Source organism: Caulobacter sp. KR2-114 (assembly GCF_049446115.1).
GTDB lineage: Bacteria > Pseudomonadota > Alphaproteobacteria > Caulobacterales > Caulobacteraceae > Acaudatibacter.
The window spans coordinates 512,926-530,078 of sequence record NZ_JBMSEC010000002.1 but is presented as its reverse complement, the minus strand read 5'-3'; the positions used below and the strand labels follow the sequence as shown (position 1 = coordinate 530,078).

The window sequence follows — 17,153 nt, the reverse complement described above, 5'->3', positions numbered from 1 at the left end:
CCCCCTCCACCCCCTTCGGGGGTCCCCCTGCCCCAAGGGGGGAGGAGAGTCGCGCGCCCTACAGATCCAGGTCCTCGGTCGCGAACTCGGCGTTTTCCTGGATGAAGCGGAAGCGCAGTTCGGGCTTGCGGCCCATCAGGGTCTCCACCAGGTCCGACACCTGACCCTCGTCGCGGGGCAGGCTGACCCGCGCCAGGGTGCGGGTCTTGGGGTCCATGGTGGTCTCCTTCAGCTGGGCCGGCATCATCTCGCCCAGGCCCTTGAAGCGGCTGATCTCCGGCTTCTTGCCCTTGAACATTCCGCCCAGCAGCTCCTCCTTGTGCGCGTCGTCGCGGGCGTATTCGGTCTTGCCGCCGTGGCTGAGGCGATAGAGCGGCGGCAGGGCGAGGTAGAGCTTCCCGTCGCGGATCAGGTCCGGCATCGTCCGGTAGAAATAGGTGATCAGCAGCGAGGCGATGTGGGCGCCGTCGACGTCGGCGTCGGTCATGATGATCACCCGCTCGTAGCGCAGGTCCTCGTCGCGGAACTTCGCCCCCATCTGCACGCCCAGCGCCAGGGTCAGGTCGGCGAGCTCCTTGTTGCCGCGCAGCTGGTCGAGGCTGGCCGAGGCGACGTTCAGGATCTTGCCGCGCAGCGGCAGGATCGCCTGGGTCTTGCGGTCGCGGCCTTGCTTGGCCGAGCCGCCGGCCGAATCGCCCTCGACGATGAACAGCTCGGAATTGTCGGCCGACTGGTTGGAGCAGTCCGCCAGCTTGCCCGGCAGGCGCAGCTTGCGCGTGGCTGAGGCGCGGGCGACCTCCTTGTCCTTGCGCCGCTTCAGCCGTTCCTCGGCGCGGTCGGCGACGAAGGAGAGCAGGGCGGTGGCGCTCTTCGGCTGGGCGGTCAGCCAGTGGTCGAACGGGTCGCGCAGCGCCGCCTCGACCAGGCGCTGGGCGTCGGACGACGACAGGCGCTCCTTGGTCTGGCCCTGGAACTCGGGATTGCGGATGAACACGCTGATCATGGCGCCGGCCTGGGCGACCACGTCGTCGGCGGTGATGATGCCGGCGCGCTTGTCGCCGGTCAGTTCGGCGTACTGCTTCAGCCCCTTGGTCAGCACCGCCCGCAGGCCGGCCTCGTGCGTGCCGCCCTCCGGCGTCGGCACTGTGTTGCAGTACGAGCGCATGAAGCCGTCGGCCTCGCCGAAGCCGGCCGGCGTCCAGGCCACGGCCCATTCCACCGCGCCGGCCTCGCCCTTGCGCTCGATGCGGCCGGCGAAGGGTTCCGGCGTGACCGTCTCCAGCCCCTTGGTGGTCTCGGCCAGGAAGTCGGCCAGGCCGTTGGGAAAGTGGAAGGTGGCCTCGGCCGGCGTGCCGTCGGTGATGCGGCTGGGATCGCAGCGCCAACGGATCTCCACGCCCCGGAACAGGTAGGCCTTCGACCGGGTCATGCGATAGAGCCGCGCCGGCTTGAAGTGCACGCCCTCGCCGAAGATCACCGGGTCGGGCGTGAAGGTCACCGCCGTGCCGTGCTTGCGGCTGGCGCCGATCTGTTCCAGGCGCGAGGTCGGCTTGCCGCGGGAGAAGGTCTGGCGCCACTCGGCCCCGTCCTTCAGCACGTTGATCTCGACGCGCTCGGACAGGGCGTTGACCACCGAGACGCCGACCCCGTGCAGGCCGCCGGAGGTCTCGTAGGCCTTGCCGGAGAACTTCCCGCCCGAGTGCAGGACGGTCATGATCACCTCCAGCGCCGACTTCTCGGGGAACTTCGGGTGGGGGTCGACGGGCATGCCGCGGCCGTCGTCCTTCACCGTCAGGGCGCCGTCGGCCGACAGGCTCACCTCGATCAGCTTGGCGTGGCCGGCGACGGCCTCGTCCATGGAATTGTCCAGCACCTCGGCGAACAGGTGGTGCAGCGCCCGCTCGTCGGTGCCGCCGATGTACATCCCCGGGCGCATGCGCACCGGCTCCAGGCCCTCCAGGACCTCGATGTCCTTGGCGGAATAGCCGTCGGCCCCCGCCGCCGTACCGGCGGGGGGCGTCTTGGGCGCAGGCGTCTTCGGCGCGGGCTTGTCCAGCGTCGCGCGTGGCTCGTGCGACTGGGCCAGCGGCGCGGCCGGCGCGGGGTTGAGAGCGTCGTCGAAGAAGTTGGGTTGGTCGGGAGCCTCGGACATGCCCCGGTTTTAGCAGGGATTCGGACCGGCGGGATGGGGCGTGGCGGCGCGGATCAGGTCGCGGGCGTCAGCATGATGTGGTTGGGCGCCTTGGCCAGGGCGATCGTCCTCGCGCCCGGCTCCTTCGCCGGGTTGTAGACGGGGCCGTACTTGCCGGCCGCCAGGGGCATCGCCCTGCCGGGCGCGACGGCCTGGCCGGACCCGGCGCCCGGGAACTGGGCGGCGGCGATCTTGGGCACGATGAAGGCCATGCCGCCCGCCATCTTGTGCGCGGCCGTGTCCGCCTGGACGATCGCCGCGCCGATGGCGGCCGCATCGAGCTGAGTCGAGGAGGCCAGGGTTGCGCGCAGTTCGGGCGTCGGCTTGAGCTTGACGTCCTGCGGAACGTCGAACTGGATCATGGCGCTCTGCAGCTGAGCCAGGGTGGGCAGCATCGGCGCGTGGCCGTCGGCGCCATAGACGATCGGCGTGCGCGTCGCGCCCTCGATGATCCAGGCCTTCAGGCCCGCGGCCGGCTTGCCGTCGCGCATCACATAATAGGCCATGGCGAACCGGTTGCGCTCGGTCGGCGGCAGCTTGAGGTAGAGGTCATAGTAGGGGAAGACCTTGCCGAGGCTCACCGGCTCCTTGGTCGCGGCCCACAGAAGATTCGGCGCGGCGGCGGCCCCTGAGAGGGCGGCCAGGAAGAGGCGGCGGTGCATGGTCGGTTCCTCGGTCTACGCGTATGGGTCTCTTGGCGGACGGGCGAGGCCACTATGCGGCGCCGCCGGCCATGATCATAACACCGTTCAGTTTGGGTTGCGCTTGCGATGCGACCGTTGTCCCCTGGCCACATGCCCCAGCTCGACGGACTGCCGCCCAACGCCTTCGCCAAGGAAGACCCCGAGGACGATGCGACGTTCTATGCCGCGCCGCGATTCGAGACCCACATCGACGACGAGGCGATCGCGGCCCTGACCGCCTTCTATCGCCGCGCGCTGCCGCCCGGCGGGGTGGTGCTGGACCTGATGTCCAGCTGGATCAGCCACCTGCCGCCGGACGTCGCCTATGGCGAGGTGATCGGCCACGGCATGAACGCCGAGGAGCTGGCCGCCAACCGCCAGCTCAGCCGCTGGTTCCTGCAGGATCTCAACCGCGAGCCCGTGCTGCCGCTGGCCGACGCCAGCGTCGATGCGGCGGTGATCTGCGTCGGCATCCAGTACCTGCAGTCGCCGGTGGCGGTGCTGGCGGACCTGAGGCGGGTGATCAGGCCCGGTGGCCTCGTCGCCATCAGCTTCTCCAACCGCTGTTTCCCCACCAAGGCGGTGCAGCTGTGGCTGTCGCTCGACGACGACGACCACGCCCGCCTGGTGGGCCTCTATCTCGACGAGGCCGGATTCGGCGAGATCACAGCGGAACGGCTGCGGCCCGGGGGATGGAACAGCGACCCGATGATCGTGGTGACGGGGCGCGCCTGACGAGGCGCACGACGTCGATTCGGTCGATGGTGTTGCGGTGACACCAAAATGGTGTCATATGGGCGCCATGGACATCACGCCCGCCATCAACACCCTCAGTCAGGATCTCGCCCGCGCCGCCCATGTCGGCGGCGAGGCGGTGCAGGAGGCTGCCGAGCGCCTGCTGCTGGCGCTGGACCCGGCGCTTCGCCTGGCGCTGCTGGACGTGCTCTCGCAGGCCGCCGGCGAGATCGCCGCCGAGCTGCCGGGGGTCTCGATCAGCGTGCGGCTGGAGGGTCGTGAACCGGTGTTCGCCGTGGTCGCGCCGCCGACGGCGGAGCCGGAGGTCCCGGCCGCGCCGGCTCAGCTGGAGCCCGAGCCCGGCGAGGACGCCGGCGACCTGGCCCGCATCACCCTGCGCATTCCCGAGGCGCTGAAGGTCAGGGCCGAAGCCCTGGCGACGCGCCGCGGCCAGTCGCTGAACACCTGGCTGGTGGCCGCCGCGCGCACCGCCGCCGCCCTGCAGGATGGGCCGGCAGGCCCGTCGGGCGGCGGTGATCCGTCCGGCTATCGCCAGCGCGGCCCCGGTCGCCGCGTCCAGGGCTGGGCGCGCTGAGCCCGAAGGATTTCAAGGAGAACGCCATGCGCAAAGTCTTCGAAACCGCCAGTCCGGTCCGCCTGCGGGTGGAGATCCCCAAGGGACGGGTGCGGGTGATCGCCGCGCCGGCCGCCGTGCAGACCGTGGTCGAGCTGGTCGCCATGAAGGGCGATCCGGTGGCCCAGGCCTGGATCGACGAGGCCGAGGTGGCCCAGCGCGGCGACGAGGTGGTGGTGCTGGTGCGCAAGCACGGCCTGGCCTTCTTCGGCCTGGGCGGCGCCATCGAGGCGACCATCTTCGCGCCGGCCGGCAGCGCGGCGGCGATCGGCACCGGGTCCGGCCGGATCGAGACCGAGGGGCCCCTGGGCGACGTGCGCGCCGGAACCGGCTCGGGGCACATCCACATCGCCGCGGGCGCGGACGTTCACGTGCGCTCGGGCTCGGGCGACATCGTCGTCGACGCCGCCACGGGGACGGCGGACGTGAAGACCGGGTCCGGGCGCATCGTCATCGGCCAGGCGGGCCGCGACGTGCGCGTGGCGACCGGCTCCGGCCATGCCGAGGTGGCGTCGGCGGTCGGGGAGGTGAGGGTGACCACCGGCTCGGGCAACATCGAGGTCGGCGACGCCGGCGACCGGCTGGAGGCCTTCGCCGCCTCGGGCCATGTGCGCGTGCGCCGCGCCGACCACGGCAAGGTCCGCGCCCGCACCGTCTCCGGCCACGTCAGCGTCGGCGTCGCCAGCGGCACCACCGCCTGGCTGGACCTGACCACCCTCAGCGGCAAGGTCCGCTCGGACCTGGAGAGCGCCGGGGAGCCCGGCCCGGGCGAGAAGAGCGTCGAGCTGCGGCTGGAAACGGTCAGCGGCAACATCGAGGTGCAGCGGGCGTAGGGGGCGATCACCCCCACCCGTCTGTCATCCCGGAATCCGCGCAGCGGATATCCGGGACCGCGGCAAGCGCCAGCGCAGCCGCTAAGCCGTCCATCAGCGCTTCCGGCGGTCCCGGATCGGCGCTTCGCGCCGTCCGGGATGACAGTCGAGGGGGCAGGCTGAAAAGCAAAAGGGCCGGAGATCGCTCTCCGGCCCTTCGCGTTCGACATCAGCTGTCGGCGACTAGCACTTGAAGTACATGTCGAATTCCACCGGGTGCGGGTGGAGCTGCAGGCGCATGACCTCTTCCATCTTCAGCTCGATGTAGCCGTCGATGAAGTCGTCATCCATCACGCCGCCCTTCTTCAGGAAGGCGCGGTCCTTGTCGAGGCTGTCGAGGGCTTCCTTCAGCGAGCCGCAGACTTCCGGAACCTTCTTCTGCTCGCGGGGCGGCAGGTCGTAGAGGTTCTTGTCGGCGGGGCCGCCCGGATCGATCTGGTTCTCGATGCCGTCGAGGCCGGCCATCAGCATGGCGGTGAAGCCGAGGTAGGGGTTGCCCATCGGGTCCGGGAAGCGGACTTCGATGCGCTTGCCCTTGGGGCTGTCCACGTGCGGGATGCGGATCGAGGCGGAGCGGTTGCGGGCCGAATAGGCCAGCTTCACCGGCGCTTCGTAGCCCGGCACCAGGCGCTTGTAGCTGTTGGTGGTGGAGTTGGTGAAGGCGTTGATCGCCTTGGCGTGCTTGATGATGCCGCCGATGTACCACAGGCACATCTGCGAGAGGCCGGCGTACTTGTCGCCGGCGAACAGCGGCTTGCCCTTGTTCCAGATCGACTGGTGCACGTGCATGCCCGAGCCGTTGTCGGCGAACATCGGCTTGGCCATGAAGGTGGCCGTCTTGCCGTAGGCCGCGGCGACGTTGTGCACCACGTACTTATAGAGCTGCAGGCGGTCGGCCATGGTGATCAGGTCGGAGAACTTCAGGCCGAGTTCGTGCTGGGCCGGCGCCACTTCGTGGTGGTGCTTTTCCACTTCCAGGCCCATCTCGGCCATCACCGCCAGCATTTCGCCGCGCAGGTCCTGGCCGGAGTCGATCGGGTTCACCGGGAAGTAGCCGCCCTTCGGCCCCGGGCGGTGGCCCATGTTGCCTTCCGGGTAGTCCTTGTTGGTGTTCACCGGCAGCTCGACGCTGTCGTAGCTGTAGCCGGTGTTGTGCGGGGCGGTGGACCACTTGACGTCGTCGAACACGAAGAACTCGGCTTCCGGGCCGAAGAACACGGTGTCGCCCACGCCGGAGGAGGCGGTGTAGGCCAGCGCCTTCTTGGCCATCGACCGCGGGTCGCGGTTGTACGGCTCGTTGGTGTCCGGGTTCAGCACGTCGCAGGTCAGGCAGAGCGTCGTCTGCTGGTAGAAGGGGTCGATGTAGGCCGTGTTGAGGTCCGGCCGCAGCTTCATGTCGCTTTCGTTGATCGCCTTCCAGCCGGCGATCGACGAGCCGTCGAACATGGTGCCGTCGGACAGGAAGTCGTCGTCGACCAGGGAGATGTCGAACGTGACGTGCTGCAGCTTGCCGCGGATGTCGGTGAAGCGGACGTCAACGTACTTGACCTCCTTCTCCTTGATCTCGTTCAGAATGTCCTTGGGAGTAGGCATGTGGTGATCCCCTTCTAGAGTTCGCTTCGAGCGCCCGCCTCAGATGGCCGTGGCGCCGGATTCCCCCGTGCGGATACGCACGACGTCGGTGATTTCGGAGACGAAGATCTTGCCGTCGCCGATGCGGCCGGTGCGGGCGGCGCTCTGGATCGCTTCCAGCGCCGGGCCCAGCTGGTCGTCCGCCAGGATGACCTCGATCTTGGGCAGGAAGTCCACGACGTACTCGGCGCCGCGGTAGAGCTCGGTGTGGCCCTTCTGGCGGCCGTAGCCCTTGGCTTCGAGAACGGTCATGCCCTGGACGCCCAGCTCCTGCAGGGCCTCCTTCACCTCGTCCAGCTTGAAGGGTTTGATGACCGCTTCGATCTTCTTCATGGACTGACCAGACACCCCGTTCGGGCCCGTTCGGGCGCCGTCTTGACTTCGCCGCGACCCAGCATGCCGCGGTTCGCGGGCACAAGAGCCACGCGTTGGGGCGAGGCGTCAATCGGAGGCGGCCCGCAATGGCGCCTATTTTTGCGGCGGACGTTGCCCGAAATGAGGGCATGGCCGCAAAGCGCTTGAGAACGCGCCGCGGCGGCCTAAGGATCGCGGTGAGTGGGGCCCGGAAGGGGGCTGTAACAGGGTTGAAACGCGGTCCGGCGCGCCGAACCGGGCGGTTGACCCCGGCGCAGGGGCCGACGGCGCGATCGCGGCGGGAGCGTGAGTGATTGAATTTGTGGCGAAATGGCGGGCGCCGGAGGCGGCTGAGGTGTGGTCGCCAGCCTGTCGTGAAGGCGCCAAATGGCGGGGCTAGGGTGGCCCCGCGACCTTTCATTGAGTGGATGACTTATGACGAACATCTATTTGATCAGGCATGGAAAACCGGCTGCCGGCTGGGGTGATGACGATGATCCGGGTCTGGACGAGACCGGCCGCGCCCAGGCCAGGGCCGCCGCCGAGGTGCTGCTCGCCCTGCCCGAAGACCGCCGCCCGACCCGGGTGGTCAGCTCGCCGCTGAAGCGCTGCCGCGAGACGGCGCAGCCGTTCGCCGACGCCCTGGGGGTCGAGGTGGAGATCGTGCCGTCGGTGGGCGAGATCCCCACGCCCAGGGCGCTGGGCCTCAACGAGCGGCCGGCCTGGCTGCGCCAGGCGATGGGGGGGACCTGGTCGGCGATCGAGGGCGACCTGGATTACGACGCCTGGCGCCGCGAGGTTTCGGCGGCGGTGGCGCGGCTGCCGTCCACGGCGGTGTTCAGCCACTTCGTGGCGATCAACGCGGTGGTCTCGCATCTGGCCGGCGACGACCGGGTGATCGTGTTCCGCCCGGACCACACCTCGATGACCACCCTGGCGCTCGGCGACGACGGTCTGAGGCTGGTGGAGCGTGGCCCCGAGGCCCAGACTGGCGTTCTGTAGCAGGGTTTGGTCGGAGCACGGACGACATTGGCTGCGCGAGAAATTCTCACCGTCGCGGAGATGACCGCCGGGGACAAGGCGGCGATCGCGGCGGGGACGCCGGGGACCCAGCTGATGGAGCGGGCCGGGCGCGCGGTCACGCAGGCGATCCTCGAGCGGTTCAGCCCGCGGCGCACCGTGGTGCTGTGCGGGCCGGGCAACAACGGCGGGGACGGCTATGTGGTGGCCCGGATGCTGGCCGAGCATGGCTGGGACGTCTCGGTGCAGGTCGCGGCGCCGCCGAAGTCAGCAGACGCCATCGCCGCCGCGGCGCGCTGGACCGGCCCGGTCGGGCTGCTGAACGCCGCAGCAGCGAATGCCGAGCTGGTGGTGGACGCGATCTTCGGCGCCGGCCTCGACCGGCCGCTGACGGCGGAGATCCAGCGCCTGGCCCGGGCCTCGGAGCGCTGGGCGCACAAGGTCGTCGCCGTCGACACGCCCAGCGGCCTGTCGGGCGACACCGGCCGCAAGGTCGGCGAGGAGTGCTTCCACGCCGCCCTGACGGTGACCTTCCACCGGCGCAAGCCGGGGCACGTGCTGCAGCCGGGGCTCAGCTATTGCGGTGAGGTGGCGGTCGCCGACATCGGCCTGGGCGAGACGCCCGCGCAGCTGTGGGAAAACACCCCGGACCTCTGGCTGGCGCGCTTTCCCTGGCCGGCGGTGAACGCGCACAAGCACGCCCGTGGGCGCATGATCGTGGTCTCGGGCGAGCCCTGGAGCACCGGCGCGGCGCGGCTGGCGGCGCGCTCGGGGCTGCGGGTCGGGGCGGGCCTGGTGACCCTGCTGTCGCCGCCGGAGGCGCTGCGGGTCAACGCCGCCCACCTGGAGGCGGTGATGCTGAAGCCGTTCGAGACCGAGCTGGAGCTGGAGGCGGCGGCGTCCGACGCCGAGGCGGTGGTGATCGGGCCGGCGGCAGGGGTGAACGAGGCCACGCTGGGCAACGTGCTGGGGCTCGCCCGCACCGGCGCCGCCCTGGTGCTGGACGCCGACGCCCTGACCGTGTTCCGCAACGATCCGGGCGAGCTGTTCTCGGCCCTGGACCGCGACGACGTGCTGACCCCGCACGTGGGCGAGTTCGAGCGCATCTTCCCGGGGATGCTGAAGGCCGCGCCCGAGCGGATCAGCGCCGCCCGCAGCGCGGCGCGGCGGGCGCAGGCGACGGTGCTGCTGAAAGGTCCCGACACCGTGGTGGCCTCGCCGGACGGCCGGGCGGCGGTGAACCTCAACGGCACGCCCTGGCTGGCCACGGCCGGCTCCGGCGACGTGCTGGCGGGGCTGATCGGCGGGCTGATCGCCCAGGGCATGGAAAGCTTCGAGGCGGCGTGCGCCGGCGCCTGGATCCACGCCCAGGCGGGTGCGGCCGTTGGTCCTGGGCTGATCAGTGAGGACTTGCCGGGCAAGGTGCCTGAGGTATTGAAGGACTTATGGGAACGGGGCGTTTGAACGCCGAGTCCGCCGGGGGACACGCCGGGGCCGCGCAGGAGACATTCATGATCAAGACCATCAAGGCGGCCGTCGCCGCGGCGTTCGCGCTCGCGAGCCTGTCGCTCGCCGCTGCGCCGGCCGAAGCGCGCACGCACCATCATCATCACCACGCGGCCGCCGCCAGCGCGGCCAAGCCGGCCGCCAAGCCGGCGGCGCACCACGGCCGCCGTCACCACCATCATCGCGGTCATCACGCCGGCAAGCCGGCGGCGGCGGCGCATGGCCGCCACCATCGTCACCACCATCAGGCGGCTGCGGCCCACGCCACGCGCCATCACGGCCGCCACCACCATGCGGCGGCGACGACCGGGCGTCACCACGGCCGTCATCACGGCGCCGGCCACGCGGTCGCGGGCGGCGGCGGCTGCCGGATGGTGCTGACACATCACCACTGGGTGAAGCGCTGCTAGAGCGGCGCAGCCTGGAAGCATTCTGGGGATTGGAGGGCGCGGCCATCGGCTGCGCCCTCTGTCGTTCGGGCGGCCCGTTCAGGCGGCCCCGCCGTCGCGGGCGAGACGGCTCGCCGTCCGGCCATAGGCCAGGTAGACGGCGAACCCCGCCAGGTTCCAGCCGACGAAGAAGATCATGGTGAAGCGCGACAGGCTGGCGAACAGGTAGAGGCAGCCGAGGATCGCCAGCGGACCCACGAGCCAGGGCGCCGGACAGCGGAAGGCGCGTGGCCGGGCGGGCGCGACGCGCCGCAGGATCAGCATGCACAGGGCCGTGGCGACGAACGCCAGCAGGGTTCCGGCGTTGGCCACCTCGGCGATCTGCTTCAGCGGCACGAAACCGGCGATCAGGGCCGCGAAGGCGCCGGTCAGCAGGGTCACCAGCGTCGGCACGCCACGCGGACCCACGGCGGCCAGCGCGCGCGGGATCAGGCCGTCGCGGGCCATGGCGAAGAAGATCCGCGTCTGGCCGAACATGAACACCATGATCACCGTCGGCAGGGCCACCACCGCCGCGCCGGCGATCAGGGCGGCGGCGAGCGGATGGTTCAGCGTCTTCAGGATGAAGGCCAGCGGGGCGCCGTCCCTGGAAAACACGTCGTAGGGCGAGGCGCCCAGGGCCGCGGCGGCCACCAGCATGTAGATCGCCGTGCACAGCAGCATCGAGCCGACGATGCCGATGGTCAGGTCGCGCGACGGATTGCGGGTCTCCTCGGCGGCGGTGGAGATCGCATCGAAGCCGTAGAAGGCGAAGAACATCAGCGCGGCGGCCGCCATCACCCCGTGCTTGGCGCCGTCGGCCCCTTCGGTCGCGCCGAAGCCGAACGGCATGAAGGGATGGAAGTGGGCGCCGTCGAAGACCGGCAGGGTCAGGGCGATGAACCCGGCCAGGGCGGCCAGCTTCACAAGCACCAGGATGAAATTCACCGTCGCGCTCTCCCGCGTGCCGGCCAGCAGCACGGCCGTCACGCCGGCCGCGATCAGGATGCTGGGCAGGTTGACGATGCCGCCGGCGCCGGGGGGCGCCAGCAGGGCGTGCGGGATGGGCCAGCCCCACTGGGTGATCAGGCTGGATACCTGCCCCGACCAGCCGGCGCTGACCGCCGCGGCGACCACCGTGTATTCCAGGATCAGGCTCCAGCCGACCATCCAGGCGAAGCCTTCGCCGACGCCATGGTAGGCATAGGTGTAGGCGCTGCCCGCCTGCGGCAGCATCGTCGCCATCTCGGCGTAGCACAGGGCGGCGAAGGCGCAGACGGCGCCGGCGATGACGAACGACAGCATCACGCCCGGGCCGGCCATGCCCGCGCCGATACCGATCAGGGTGTAGATGCCGGTGCCGACGATGGCGCCGACGCCCAGGGCGATCAGGTGCGGCCACGACAGGGTGCGGCGCAGCTTGTGGGTGGTCAGGTCCTGCGCAAGGGGCGCGGCGTCCAGCGACTTGCGGCGGGTGATGAAGCTCATTCGGGCCCCCGATGACTCAAGGGGGGAGCCTCCGCCGGATTTCCTTCCGAGGGAAGTGGTGCGGATGAGAGGACTCGAACCTCCACGCCTTGCGGCGCTGGAACCTAAATCCAGTGCGTCTACCAGTTCCGCCACATCCGCCTGGATGCGGCTTATGACCGGGGTGGGGGAGGTCGGCAAGGGGCGCCCTCGCGATCGGCCGGGGTCCTCGGCGCCGGGCTGCGGCCGCAGGGCGCTTGAGGCGAGGGGGACGGCGTGGCATATGGCCCGTTCGTTTCGCGCCGCCGGTCGGGATGCTTCACCCCGGCGGCGGCGTCTTCATTGGAGAGCGGGCAGGCGCCCGTCGCGAGAACACCTGGAATGTCCATGCAAGTCGTTGAAAAGTCTGGTGGCGGTCTGAGCCGCGTCTACGGCGTGACGGTGCCGGCCACGGAGCTGGGCGCCAAGCTCGACGCCAAGATCGCGGAGCTGGCTCCGCGCATGAACCTGAAGGGCTTCCGGCCCGGCAAGGTGCCGATCGCCCACGTGAAGCGCATCTATGGCAAGGACCTGATGCGGGAGGTCGTGGGCGAAACCCTCAACGAGACCTCGCAGAAGGTGCTGGACGACAACAAGCTGCGCGTCGCCGCCCAGCCGGACCTGGAGCCGCAGGGCGACCTGGAGCAGGTGTTTTCCGGCAAGGAAGACCTGAACTACGACCTCAACGTCGAGGTCATGCCGGACTTCGAGCCGATCGACGTGACCACGCTGGCCCTGACCCGCCCGGTGTACAAGCCGAGCGACGCCGAGGTGACGGAGGCGGTCGAGGAGCTGGCCAAGCAGAACCGCACCTATGAGCCGCGCGGCGGCAAGTCGCCCAAGGCCAAGGACGGCGACCAGCTGCTGATCGATTTCGTCGGCCGTATCGACGGCGAGGCGTTCGACGGCGGCACGGCCAACGACGCCAACCTGGTGCTGGGCTCCGGCCAGTTCATCCCGGGCTTCGAGGAACAGCTGGTCGGCGCCGCCCCGGGCGACACCCGGATCGTCAAGGTCAGCTTCCCCGAGACCTACCAGGTCGAGCGCCTGGCCGGTAAGCCGGCCGAGTTCGAAGTCACGGTCAAGGAAGTCAGCGAGCCCAAGGAAGGCCAGGCGGACGACGCCCTGGCCCAGCGCCTGGGCCTCGGCGACCTGGACGCCCTGAAGGCGGCCCTGCAGTCGAACCTGGAGCAGCAGTACGGCGAGACCTCGCGCTTCAAGCTCAAGCGCGCCCTGCTGGACAAGCTGGACGCCGCCCACGACTTCCCGCTGCCGCCGCGCATGGTGGACGCCGAGTTCGACGTGATCTGGCAGCAGGTCGAGCAGGACCGCGCCCAGGGCGGCGTGGCGCCGGAGGACGAGGGCAAGTCGGAAGACGAGCTGAAGGCCGAATACCGCAAGATCGCCGAGCGCCGGGTGCGTCTGGGCCTGATCCTCGCGGAGATCGGCCAGCGCAACAACATCCAGGTCTCCGAGCAGGAGCTGAACGACGCCATGCGTCAGGAGGCCATGCGGTACGGGGCCCAGGCGCAGCAGATCTATGACATGCTGCGCGGCAACGCCAACGCCCGCAACCAGATGCGCGCGCCGATCTACGAGGAGAAGGTGGTCGACCTGATCCTGGGCCGCGCGCAGGTTACGGACAACGAAGTCAGCAAGGACGAGCTGCTGGCCGACGACGAGCTGCCGGAAGGCTACGGCGAGGCGAAGGCCGACAAGCCGGCCAAGAAGGCCGCCGCCAAGAAGTCGCCGGCGAAGAAGGCCGAGGCCGACGCCGCGCCGGCCGAGGAGGCCGCCGCCGAGAAGCCGGCCAAGGCCGCCAAGGCGAAGGCCGAGAAGACCGAAGCCGAAGCCAAGCCGGCCAAGGCCGCCAAGGCCAAGGCCGAGAAGGCCGAGCCCGCGGCTGAAGAGGCCAAGGCCAAGCCGGCGAAGAAGGCCGCCAAGGCCAAGGAATAGCGCCCGGCCGCCTGGGCGGCCGCGCACCGATCTCAGCGAGCGCCGTCCCTGGCCAGCCGGCCGGGGGCGGCGTTCTGCCGTCGGGACGCGCTCAACGCCGGCCGCTGCGGCCGCATCCCGCCTTGCAACTGGCCGTCCCGCACGCGATATCGGACTGAAGGCCGGCGCAGGGCGTGCGGCCGCTTCGAGAAGGGTTTCTTATGAGCGATACGTTCACCACATCCTTGAACCTCGTGCCCATGGTCGTGGAGCAGTCCAGCCGGGGCGAGCGGGCGTTCGACATCTTCTCGCGCCTGCTGCGCGAGCGTGTGGTGTTCCTGAACGGTCCTGTCGACGACGGCATGTCGGCGCTGATCTGCGCCCAGCTGCTGTACCTGGAGTCCGAGAACCCCAAGAAGCAGATCGACATGTACATCAACTCGCCCGGCGGCATCGTCACCTCCGGCCTGGCGATCTACGACACCATGCAATACATCCGCAGCCCGGTGGCCACGACCTGCATGGGCATGGCCGCCTCGATGGGCTCGTTCCTGCTGATGGCCGGCGAGCCGGGCCTGCGCGTGGCCCTGCCGAACGCCCGCATCATGGTGCACCAGCCGTCCGGCGGCTTCTCCGGCAAGGTCTCGGACATCGAGCGCCACGCCGAGGACATCATCAAGACCAAGCGCCGGCTGAACGAACTCTACGCCAAGCACTGCGGCCGCACCTACGAAGAGGTCGAGCGCACCCTGGACCGCGACTATTTCATGAGCGCGGAAGAAGCCAAGGAATGGGGCATCGTCGACCACATCTACTCCAGCCGCGAAGCCTCGGAAGAAGCGGAAAAGAAGTAGGATATCGGGGAGCCTTCGGGCTCCCCCCTAACCCGCTCACCCCGGCGAAGGCCGGGGCCCAGGCTGGCCGCGCAACGTCGGCGCCAAGCTGGGGACTCTCTTGCTCTCTTCCCCCTTGGGGGGAAGTACCCGCGAAGCGGGGGTAGGGGGCTCCGCGCGGCAGCCCCCATCCCCGCCTTCGGCGGTACTTCCCCCAAAGGGGGAAGAGAGTCGGTGGGTGAGATTGTGGGCTAGAGCGGGACTCGTTCACACGGAAGCGTATCCGGCGTTAACGAGGTAGTTGCTGCACTCTTTGGCGGTGAAGCGGTCGAGGAGCGCGCCAGCGCTTCGCCAGGTCTCCTCGACGGTGCGGGGCTGCGCCTTTCGCATGAGGTGTTTGAGCTTGGAGAAGACCTGCTCGATGGGGTTCAGGTCGGGGCTGTAGGGCGGCAGGAAGATGAGGTGAGCGCCGACGGCGCGGATCGCGGCGCGGGCTTTTCGGCTTTTGTGACTGCCGAGGTTGTCCATCACCACGACGTCGCCGGGCGAGAGCGCCGGAACGAGAACCTCGCGGATGTAGAGCAGGAAGAGCTCGCCGTTGATCGGGCCGTCGATCACGAAGGGCGCGTCGATCCGGTCGCTGCGCAGAGCCGCGACGAAGGTCAGGGTCTTCCACTTGCCGTGTGGAGCGTAGCCCTTCAGGCGCTTGCCCCGCAGAGCGTAGCCCTTCAGGCGCTTGCCCCGCAGGCTCCAGCCCCGCAGGGGAGCCATGTTGGTCTTGATCCAGGTTTCGTCGATGAAGACCAGACGAGAGGGATCAACGCTCTTCTGGTGCGTTCTCCAGCGGGCCCGGCGACGGGCTACGTCGGGTCGGAGCTGTTCTTCGGCGAAGGCGCTCTTTTTTTAAAAGTCAGCTCCTGCTCGCGCACGAAGATCCACACCGCCCGCGGCGTCGTCTTGATCCCGCGCTCCGCCAGCTCCGCTGTCAGCCCCCGTAGCGTGAACGGCCCCGACGCGATCCGCTCCTCCAGCCACCTCGCCAGATCGCCGCTCAGCGTCCGCGGCTTGCGGCCCCCGATCGCATCCGGCTTCAGCGATCCCGTCTCACGCTCACGGCGCGCCCACTTCGATATGCACGAGGGCGCCACCTGCAGCGCCGCCGCAATCTCGCGATGCGTCTCGCCCGCAGCCCGGCGCGCCATCGCCCGCGCCCGAAGATCCATCGAGTAAGGAGCCGTCATCCCAGCTGGCCTCCCCCAGCAGCCAGGGTGAATCAGCTCTCCGCTGATTTGGGAACCCCGATTCCGCCAGAAAGGAACCCGCTCTAGAGGTCCGCCAGCCTCTCCATCATCGCCTGCGCCCCCGCGTCCTCATCCACCTTGAAGCGGTCGAAGTCGGTGCCGGCGGGGTTGCGGACGTCGGCGAACAGGCCGGCGGGGTCTTCGTGGAAGTGCAGGAAGGCCTTCGATTTCAGGTAGAAGACGCCGCGGCTCTTCTCCTTCAGCGCCCCTGTGGCGCGGATGCGCGCCAGCAGCGGCTCCAGGGCGTCGAGGGCGGCGGGACCGGCGTGTTTCATTCGCCCTCCTGCGGATAGGCGTGGCGGCGGGCAAGGTAGTAGTCGAGCGCGGGGCAGCCTTCCGGCGCCGCCACGGCGTCGTTCCAGACCCGGCCGTCGAAGCCGCCGCGCGCCGCGCGCTTGGCGATCCGCGCGGCCTCGATCTCCGCGGCGTCGATGCCGTGGGCGGCCGTCAGCGCCAGGATCACCTCGGCGACGTCCGCCAGTTCCTCCACCAGCTCTGCACGGGTTCCGGACGCCGCGGCCTCGCGCGCTTCCTCGACCAGCTTGGCCGCCAGCGCCGCCTGGAAGTCGCGGAGGGGCAGGGCGCGTTCGAAGGTGGTCAGGCCGTCGGCCTGCATGATCGCCGGCAGCCGGTCCCGGATCAGCTTGCCGACGCGAAAGCGCAAGGTCCGGGGCATGGGCGGGCGAGCTCCCTCGTCAGGTCTTCGGCCGGCCAGCGAACACCCTCATCCCCGGCGTGTCGGCCATGGCTAGCATCTCGCGGTCGCCGTCGGTGTCACCATAGGCGGCCTCCAGCATCATATCCTCGCCGAAGGCCTGCTTCAGGCGCGCGACCTTCTCAGGGCCGCGGCAGTTGGGGCTGAGGAAGCCGCCGGTGACCCGGTCGTGGTCGTCGAACGCCAGGCGCGTGCCGATCAGCCGCTCGGCCCCCAGGCCGCGGGCGAACGGGGCGACGATGCTCTCCGGGCTGGCGGTGACGATCACCAGCCGCGCCCCCTGGCGCTGCCAGCGCTTCCACACCTCGGTGGCGTCCGGACGCAGCAGCCGGCGGGCCCGCTCGGCGGCGAACCGCTGGGCGTCCGCCTCCAGATCGGCGCGGGAAACGCCCCGCAGGAACTGGCGCACGGCGCGCGCCTTGAGCCGCTCGCGGTCGCGGTGGCCGAGGTAGGCGAAGGCGGCCGGGGCCAGCCGCGCCATGCCAGCGGCATAGCGCCGCGCGCCCACGCGCCAGCGCAGGAAGGCCATGAAGCTGTCCTTCCAGGTCAGGGTTCCATCGAAGTCGAAGGCCACGATAGGCCGGAAAACCCCCTGCGGCGTCTGCGACGTCTGGCGATCCTGGCCTGCGTCTCCCATTTTAGAACAGCCCCAGTTTTTTGGGGCGCCTGAAATGCGACACCCCAGCGGCGAAAGCGCTCGATTCCCCCTGACAGGCTTGTGATCCGCAATCGGATCGGGGAATGTCAAGAATTAGACAACCCGCGGCGCCTATCGTGCATGGTTCGAGTTCCAGGTAGCCGGGGTAAT

Annotated in this window: 17 protein-coding genes and 1 tRNA gene; 8 read left to right on the top strand and 10 right to left on the bottom strand. The window is 69.8% G+C overall.

Annotated features, from left to right (window positions below):
* Positions 1–58: 58 nt before the first annotated feature.
* Positions 59–2,152: a DNA topoisomerase IV subunit B gene (gene parE, locus ACO2Q3_RS08685; protein WP_423306165.1), complete on the bottom strand. Its 2,094-nt coding sequence runs from the start codon at positions 2,150–2,152 to the stop codon at positions 59–61.
* Positions 2,153–2,205: 53 nt separating this feature from the next.
* Complete coding sequence (locus ACO2Q3_RS08680) at positions 2,206–2,853, bottom strand: hypothetical protein (protein WP_423306164.1); 648 nt, start codon at positions 2,851–2,853, stop codon at positions 2,206–2,208.
* Between the two features lie 108 nt (positions 2,854–2,961).
* On the opposite strand from ACO2Q3_RS08680, the gene ACO2Q3_RS08675 reads away from it, so the two are divergent.
* From ACO2Q3_RS08675 to ACO2Q3_RS08665, 3 genes are all read left to right on the top strand, one after another.
* Positions 2,962–3,609 (top strand): class I SAM-dependent methyltransferase, encoded by a 648-nt coding sequence (locus ACO2Q3_RS08675; RefSeq protein ID WP_423306163.1) that lies wholly within the window; start codon positions 2,962–2,964, stop codon positions 3,607–3,609.
* Positions 3,610–3,676: 67 nt separating this feature from the next.
* Positions 3,677–4,204 (top strand): toxin-antitoxin system HicB family antitoxin, encoded by a 528-nt coding sequence (locus ACO2Q3_RS08670; RefSeq protein WP_423306162.1) that lies wholly within the window; start codon positions 3,677–3,679, stop codon positions 4,202–4,204.
* A gap of 26 nt (positions 4,205–4,230) precedes the next feature.
* The gene (locus tag ACO2Q3_RS08665) at positions 4,231–5,076 is read left to right on the top strand and encodes a DUF4097 family beta strand repeat-containing protein (protein WP_423306161.1); all 846 of its coding nucleotides are present in this window, start codon (positions 4,231–4,233) and stop codon (positions 5,074–5,076) included.
* Between the two features lie 222 nt (positions 5,077–5,298).
* On the opposite strand, the gene glnA is transcribed toward ACO2Q3_RS08665, so the two are convergent.
* Both glnA and ACO2Q3_RS08655 read right to left on the bottom strand, forming a co-directional pair.
* Positions 5,299–6,708, bottom strand: coding sequence for a type I glutamate--ammonia ligase (glnA, locus tag ACO2Q3_RS08660; protein WP_423306160.1), 1,410 nt, complete (start codon positions 6,706–6,708; stop codon positions 5,299–5,301).
* 39 nt (positions 6,709–6,747) lie between these two features.
* On the bottom strand, positions 6,748–7,080 hold the full coding sequence (locus tag ACO2Q3_RS08655; RefSeq protein WP_423306159.1) for a P-II family nitrogen regulator: 333 nt from the start codon (positions 7,078–7,080) through the stop codon (positions 6,748–6,750).
* A 456-nt stretch (positions 7,081–7,536) separates the two neighbouring features.
* Between ACO2Q3_RS08655 and ACO2Q3_RS08650 the strand changes: the two genes are divergently transcribed.
* From ACO2Q3_RS08650 to ACO2Q3_RS08640, 3 genes are read left to right on the top strand one after another with little or no spacing between them, the layout of a single operon-like run.
* The gene (locus ACO2Q3_RS08650) at positions 7,537–8,103 is read left to right on the top strand and encodes a histidine phosphatase family protein (protein WP_423306158.1); all 567 of its coding nucleotides are present in this window, start codon (positions 7,537–7,539) and stop codon (positions 8,101–8,103) included.
* 27 nt (positions 8,104–8,130) lie between these two features.
* Positions 8,131–9,585: an NAD(P)H-hydrate dehydratase gene (locus tag ACO2Q3_RS08645; protein ID WP_423306157.1), complete on the top strand. Its 1,455-nt coding sequence runs from the start codon at positions 8,131–8,133 to the stop codon at positions 9,583–9,585.
* Positions 9,586–9,632: 47 nt separating this feature from the next.
* Positions 9,633–10,037 carry a hypothetical protein gene (locus ACO2Q3_RS08640; RefSeq protein WP_423306156.1) on the top strand — a complete coding sequence of 135 codons (405 nt, stop codon included), beginning with the start codon at positions 9,633–9,635 and terminating at the stop codon, positions 10,035–10,037.
* A 78-nt stretch (positions 10,038–10,115) separates the two neighbouring features.
* On the opposite strand, the gene ACO2Q3_RS08635 is transcribed toward ACO2Q3_RS08640, so the two are convergent.
* The gene (locus ACO2Q3_RS08635) at positions 10,116–11,543 is read right to left on the bottom strand and encodes an amino acid permease (protein WP_423306155.1); all 1,428 of its coding nucleotides are present in this window, start codon (positions 11,541–11,543) and stop codon (positions 10,116–10,118) included.
* A 56-nt stretch (positions 11,544–11,599) separates the two neighbouring features.
* Positions 11,600–11,684, bottom strand: a tRNA-Leu gene (locus ACO2Q3_RS08630).
* Positions 11,685–11,909: 225 nt separating this feature from the next.
* Between ACO2Q3_RS08630 and tig the strand changes: the two genes are divergently transcribed.
* On the top strand, positions 11,910–13,517 hold the full coding sequence (gene tig / locus ACO2Q3_RS08625; RefSeq protein ID WP_423306154.1) for a trigger factor: 1,608 nt from the start codon (positions 11,910–11,912) through the stop codon (positions 13,515–13,517).
* A gap of 200 nt (positions 13,518–13,717) precedes the next feature.
* The gene (locus ACO2Q3_RS08620) at positions 13,718–14,350 is read left to right on the top strand and encodes an ATP-dependent Clp protease proteolytic subunit (RefSeq protein ID WP_423306153.1); all 633 of its coding nucleotides are present in this window, start codon (positions 13,718–13,720) and stop codon (positions 14,348–14,350) included.
* Between the two features lie 246 nt (positions 14,351–14,596).
* Here the strand turns inward: ACO2Q3_RS08620 and ACO2Q3_RS08615 are convergent.
* The 4 genes from ACO2Q3_RS08615 to ACO2Q3_RS08600 form a co-directional block, all read right to left on the bottom strand.
* A protein-coding gene (locus ACO2Q3_RS08615; protein ID WP_423306152.1) for an IS630 family transposase occupies positions 14,597–15,570 on the bottom strand; the annotation gives its coding sequence in 2 pieces (ribosomal slippage) (positions 14,597–15,232 and positions 15,235–15,570; 972 coding nt in all).
* 83 nt (positions 15,571–15,653) lie between these two features.
* On the bottom strand, positions 15,654–15,905 hold the full coding sequence (locus tag ACO2Q3_RS08610) for a hypothetical protein (protein WP_423306151.1): 252 nt from the start codon (positions 15,903–15,905) through the stop codon (positions 15,654–15,656).
* Positions 15,902–16,306, bottom strand: a complete 405-nt coding sequence (locus ACO2Q3_RS08605) for a nucleoside triphosphate pyrophosphohydrolase (RefSeq protein WP_423306150.1) — start codon at positions 16,304–16,306, stop codon at positions 15,902–15,904. The genes ACO2Q3_RS08610 and ACO2Q3_RS08605 overlap by 4 nt, the downstream gene beginning before the upstream one ends.
* A gap of 19 nt (positions 16,307–16,325) precedes the next feature.
* Positions 16,326–16,982 (bottom strand): HAD-IB family hydrolase, encoded by a 657-nt coding sequence (locus ACO2Q3_RS08600; RefSeq protein WP_423306149.1) that lies wholly within the window; start codon positions 16,980–16,982, stop codon positions 16,326–16,328.
* Between the last annotated feature and the right edge of the window lie 171 nt (positions 16,983–17,153).